This window comes from Lacisediminihabitans sp. (assembly GCF_036404185.1).
Lineage (GTDB): Bacteria > Actinomycetota > Actinomycetes > Actinomycetales > Microbacteriaceae > Lacisediminihabitans.
Window position 1 is genome coordinate 1 of record NZ_DASWPB010000057.1, and the last position, 5,091, is coordinate 5,091.

Genomic DNA, 5,091 nt, shown 5'->3' on the forward strand with positions numbered 1-5,091 from the left:
AGGGGCCTCGGGCAGCTGCTCCTCGGCATGCAGGAGTCGGCCCTGGCGATGGGCGACGACGATCCAGCGGTCAGCGCCGCGGCCATGAAGACCTACGGCAACCTGCAGGACCGGTTCACCGCACTCGGCGGGTACTCCGCCGAGGCGGAGGCCGCGTCGATCGCGAGCAACCTCAGCCTGCCCGACCGCATCCTCGATCAGCCCCTCTCGACGCTCTCCGGCGGGCAGCGCCGCCGGATCGAGCTCGCGCGCATCCTGTTCTCCGGGGCGGACACCATGCTGCTCGACGAGCCGACCAACCACCTCGACGCCGACTCGGTCGTCTGGCTGCGCGATTTCCTCAAGAACTTCCAGGGCGGACTGATCGTGATCAGCCACGACATCGCTCTCGTGGAGGAGACGGTCAACCGGGTCTTCTACCTCGACGCTAACCGCCAGGTAATCGACATCTACAACATGAACTGGAAGAACTACCAGCGCCAGCGGGCCGCGGACGAGGAGCGCCGCAAGAAGGAGCGGGTCAACGTCGAGAAGAAGGCCTCCGTGCTGCAGATGCAGGCGGCCAAGTTCGGCGCCAAGGCGACCAAGGCCGCCGCCGCCCACCAGATGGTCCGGCGCGCGGAGAAGATGCTGTCCGGCCTCGACGACGTGCGGGCCGTCGAGCGTGTCGCCAAGCTGCGTTTCCCCGATCCGGCGCCCTGCGGCCGCACGCCGCTCATGGCGACCAATCTCAGCAAGAGCTACGGCTCGCTGGAGATCTTCACCGCCGTCGACCTCGCGATCGACCGCGGCTCCAAGGTGGTCATCCTCGGCTTCAACGGCGCGGGCAAGACCACGCTTCTGCGCATCCTCGCCGGCGTCGACCAGCCGGACACCGGCCGGCTCGAGCCGGGACACGGCCTGCGCATCGGCTATTACGCGCAGGAGCACGAGACGATCGACGTGAAGAGGACCGTCCTGCAGAACATGGTGTCCTCCTCACCCAACATCACCGAGACCGAGGCGCGGCGCGTGCTCGGCTCGTTCCTCTTCAGCGGCGACGACGCGACGAAGCTCGCCGGCGTGCTCTCCGGCGGCGAGAAGACGCGGCTGGCGCTGGCGATGATCGTCGTCTCCGGCGCGAACGTCCTACTGCTCGACGAGCCGACCAACAACCTCGATCCGGCCAGCCGGCTCGAGATCCTGGACGCGCTCGCCAACTACACCGGCGCGGTCGTGCTGGTCAGCCACGACGAGGGTGCCGTCGAGGCGCTCAACCCCGAGCGGGTGCTCGTCATGCCGGACGGGACAGAAGACCTCTGGAACCGCGACTACGCGGAACTGGTCAGCCTGGACTGAGAGTCCCGACTCCGGCCGGGCCCGGCCCCGAAGGGGACGTCAGAGCTCCGCGGCCGCCGCGAGAAGCGGAAGCCGCAGCTCGATCGTGGTCCCGCTGCCCAGCAGGCTGCTCGCCGAGATGGTCCCCCGGTGGGCGTCGACGATGATCTTCGCCGTCGACAGCCCCAGTCCGGCGCCGGCGATCGCGCCGTCCCGCGTCGCGGCGCTGCGGAAGAAACGCTCGAAGATGCGCGGCAGGTCGGCGTCGGCGATGCCGAGCCCGGTGTCGGAGACGAGGACGACGACCTCGTCTCCGTCCCTCTCGACGACGAGACCGAGCTCGCCCCCCGCGCGGTTGAACTTCACCGCGTTGGAGAGGAGCTTGTCGAGCACGTCCTTGATCCTGTCGGCGTCGACCTCCGCGAGAACGGGATCGAGCCTGCCCGCGAGGACGCGGATGCCGGCCTTCTCGGCATCGGCCCTGACCGAGTCGAGGGACTTCTCGGCGAGCTCGCCGATGTCGGCGGGACGGCGTTCGAGCGGTGCCCGGCCCTCCGCGGTCACGATGAGGTCGGTGATGAGCGCGAGCAGGCGCTCCCCGTTGCGCTGCACGACGGCGAACTCCGTCGCGATCCCCGCCGCCCGCAGATCGACGGAGTCCTCGATCAGCTCGAGGTAGCCCATCATCGAGGTCAGCGGAGTACGCAGCTCGTGCGTGATCGTGGTCAGGAACTCGTCGCGCGCCTGGATCGCCTCCGCGAGCGGAGTGACGTCGTGGGTGGCGACGACGGTGCCGATGAGCTCTCCGGATGCCCGGCGCGCGTACTGGGAGGTCGCCATCACCGCGCGCTGAGCCTCCCCCCTTCCCACCCAGTACAGCCGCCTGGTCACCAGCTCGCCCCGGGCGGCGAGAGCCGCGATCTGCCCCTCGAGCGGAACGGGCGTGATCCTGTCCTGCTCGAAGACGATCGGTGATGGGGTGATCCGCAGCGGAGAGCGGCTCCCGGCGATGACCGCGAGCCGTTTGGCGGTGTCGTTGGTGAGGAGGATGAGGCCGTCCGAGTCGTAGAAGGTGATGCCGGCGTCCACCGTGTCGACGACGGTCAGCGCCGCGGAGGCCGCGTCGAGGCCCTCGGCGATCGACGCGCGAAGCGCCACGGTGCCGTCGCGAGTCTCGGCGACCGAGACCCGGAGGCTCTCGTCGGCGGTGACCAGGTCGGCCCGCTGCCTGCGCTGCCTGCCGGCGACGACGTGGACGGCGATCGCCACGACGCCGACCAGGGCAGGGAAGAGGGTCGCGCCTCCCCACTCCGCGGGGGTCGCCGGCCAGCCGTTGTTCCGGAGGAAGGGCAGCAGCGCAACGAGATAGTCGCCCGCCACGGCGAGCAGAAGCCCGGCCAGTCCGAAGGAGTACGACAGCCAGAGCACCGGGATCAGCACCAGCACGCTGAGACTCGGCAACGCGACGAGCAGCCCGGCCCTCAGGAACGCGACGACGACGACGTCGGCGACCGCCACGACGAGGAGCAGCCGGTGATCGATGACGCCCCACGGAACGAGCACCGTGATCGCGGAGACGACCACGAGGACCGCCCAGAGCAGCAGGACCTCTCGAAGGGCCGCCGCCGTGCTCGAGAGCCCCACGATGACGGCCACGATGGCGAGGCTTCCGATGAGGGGGATCTGCGCGTAGCCGAGGGACGAACCGCGGGTGTTGTCGCGAAGGCGGGTGAGGAGCCGGTCTGAGGAGGACATCGGGCGTTCCCTTGAAATCACCGCCATGTGCCTCATGACTGATTGTCAGCAGAGGCTAGCAGAGAGCGGCCGTTCCCCGGCCGTTCTCGCCGTCAGCGGCGATCGAGGCTCTCGAGGATCTCGTCCTCGATCTCGCTGTCGGACCGCGGCTTGGCGAGGCGGCGGCGCTCCCGCTCCTCCGCACGCTCCCGTTCCTCTGGATCGTCGGCGTTGCGCATCCGGTACTCCTGGCGGATCGCGTATCCCAGGCCGAAGAAGGCCATGATGCCGAACAGCACCCACTGGATCGCGTAGGAGATGTGCAGGCCCTCGTCGAGCTCCGGCCTCGGCAGCGGGGTTGGACGGGTCGGCACCGACGGGCTCTCGGAGACCATGAGCCCGTAGGCGCGCGTGTAGGTCGGCCTGTCGACGAGCTTCGCCACGTCGGGGAGGTGGATGGTCGCCAGCTCGCCGGTGATGCCGGTGCGCCCTGGCAGGTTCGGCTCTCCCGGCTGGAGGCGCACGATCACGGTGACCGTTCCGGAGCGGGGCTCGGGGATGCTGTCCGGCCGGTCCTGGTCGTTCCCGGTCGGCACATAGCCCCTGTCGACCACGAAGACACGGCCGTCGTCGAGGAGGAAGGGGTCGAGGACCTCGAAGCCCGGCTGGCCGTTGAGCGGCCGGTTGCGGACGAGGAGCTGCTCGTCCTTGAGATAGCTGCCGGTCAGCTCGACCTGCCGCCATTCCTGATCGGCGTCGAACGACGTGAGCCGCGGCAGCACGTCGGTGACCGGCAGGGGGGTGGAGTGATAGTTGCGCTCGATGAGGTCGTTGGCCGCCCTGGTCTCGTTGGTGCGGTCGACCTGCCACTTGGACAGGCCGACGCAGATCACCGCGAACACCACGGCGAGGGCGAGATAACCGAACCACCGCCGGCTGAAGGCGAATCGCCAGCCGTTCACGCGACGGGACCTCCGGCGTCCGGCACCACGTCGAGCACCTCGCCGAAGGCCGTGACCGCGACCGGGAAGTCCCTGGCCGCGAGATAGTCCCTCAGGTAGTCCCGATGCTCGTCGCAGGCGAGCCACACCTTGACCCGCTCCGGACCGTGGATGCGGGGATTGCGCCAGTTGACGTTCCAGGTGGCCGGCGTCCGGCATCCCGCCCTGGAGCAGGTGGGCGTGAGGAGGGTCTCGTCGCCGAGGGGGATCACGTCCGGTCGTCCTCCACGTGCGCGACCGCCCCCGGACGGAGCACCTCGGCGGAGCCGCCCCGTGAGCCGCCAGCGTTGGCGAGCACCACGGCGACGTACGGCAGCAGCACGGCTCCCGCGGCCGGAATGAGCCGCCACCACCCGGGTACGAGCAGGCAGATCACGATGCAGACGACGCGGATGCTCATGGCCACCGTGTACTGGATCATGCGACTGCGCCGGTCGTCCTGCGGAGACCGGGGGAGTGTGGTGATCGACTGCTGTTTGGCCATGAGTTGCTGTCAAGCCTACGTCTAAGATTGGGGGAGTTTGCCGCTGCCGGGCGCGCGGATTCCCCGTCGCCCGGGTGCGCACGTCACCGAATCTCCAGGAAAGCGAGTGCCCATGACCACCCCACGAACCGTTCTCGTCACCGGCGGAAACCGGGGCATCGGCTACGCCATCGCCGAGCAGTTTGTGGCCCTCGGACACCGGGTCGCCGTCACCGCCCGGTCGGGGCAGGGCCCGGCCGGGAGCATCTGCGTGGCCGCGGACGTGACCGATTCCGCCTCCGTCGACGCCGCATTCACCGCGGTAGAGGCCCAGCTCGGCCCGGTGGAGATCCTCGTCGCCAACGCCGGCATCACCAAGGACACCCTGCTGCTGCGCATGACGGAGGAGGACTTCACCTCGGTGGTGGACACGAACCTCTCCGGCGCGTTCCGCGTGGTCAAGCGGGCCTCCAAGGGCATGCTCAAGGCCCGATACGGCCGCATCGTGCTGGTGTCGAGCGTCGTCGGCCTGCTCGGATCCGCCGGGCAGGTCAACTACGCCGCGTCCAAGAGCGG

Annotated in this window: 6 protein-coding genes; 2 read left to right on the plus strand and 4 right to left on the minus strand. The window is 69.4% G+C overall.

Annotated elements, in window-relative coordinates:
- On the plus strand, positions 1-1,338 hold a 1,338-nt coding region (locus VGC18_RS03195), incomplete at its 5' end, for an ABC-F family ATP-binding cassette domain-containing protein (protein ID WP_331094157.1).
- A 39-nt stretch (positions 1,339-1,377) separates the two neighbouring features.
- On the opposite strand, the gene VGC18_RS03200 is transcribed toward VGC18_RS03195, so the two are convergent.
- From VGC18_RS03200 to VGC18_RS03215, 4 genes are all read right to left on the minus strand, one after another.
- Complete coding sequence (locus VGC18_RS03200) at positions 1,378-3,072, minus strand: sensor histidine kinase (RefSeq protein WP_331094159.1); 1,695 nt, start codon at positions 3,070-3,072, stop codon at positions 1,378-1,380.
- 92 nt (positions 3,073-3,164) lie between these two features.
- Positions 3,165-4,013, minus strand: coding sequence for an SURF1 family protein (locus VGC18_RS03205; RefSeq protein ID WP_331094161.1), 849 nt, complete (start codon positions 4,011-4,013; stop codon positions 3,165-3,167).
- Complete coding sequence (locus tag VGC18_RS03210; RefSeq protein ID WP_331094163.1) at positions 4,010-4,264, minus strand: hypothetical protein; 255 nt, start codon at positions 4,262-4,264, stop codon at positions 4,010-4,012. Before VGC18_RS03210 ends, VGC18_RS03205 begins: the two co-directional genes overlap by 4 nt.
- Positions 4,261-4,536, minus strand: a complete 276-nt coding sequence (locus VGC18_RS03215; RefSeq protein WP_331094165.1) for a DUF3099 domain-containing protein — start codon at positions 4,534-4,536, stop codon at positions 4,261-4,263. The genes VGC18_RS03210 and VGC18_RS03215 overlap by 4 nt, the downstream gene beginning before the upstream one ends.
- Positions 4,537-4,648: 112 nt before the next feature.
- Between VGC18_RS03215 and VGC18_RS03220 the strand changes: the two genes are divergently transcribed.
- The coding region (locus VGC18_RS03220; RefSeq protein ID WP_331094167.1) for an SDR family NAD(P)-dependent oxidoreductase at positions 4,649-5,091 on the plus strand (443 nt) is incomplete at its 3' end.

Bases quoted from the DNA above. Each gene is read 5' to 3' on its own strand.
- VGC18_RS03200 (WP_331094159.1), bottom strand. From the start codon at position 3,072: ATGTCCTCCTCAGACCGGCTCCTCACCCGCCTTCGCGACAACACCCGC.
- VGC18_RS03215 (WP_331094165.1), bottom strand. From the start codon at position 4,536: ATGGCCAAACAGCAGTCGATCACCACACTCCCCCGGTCTCCGCAGGAC.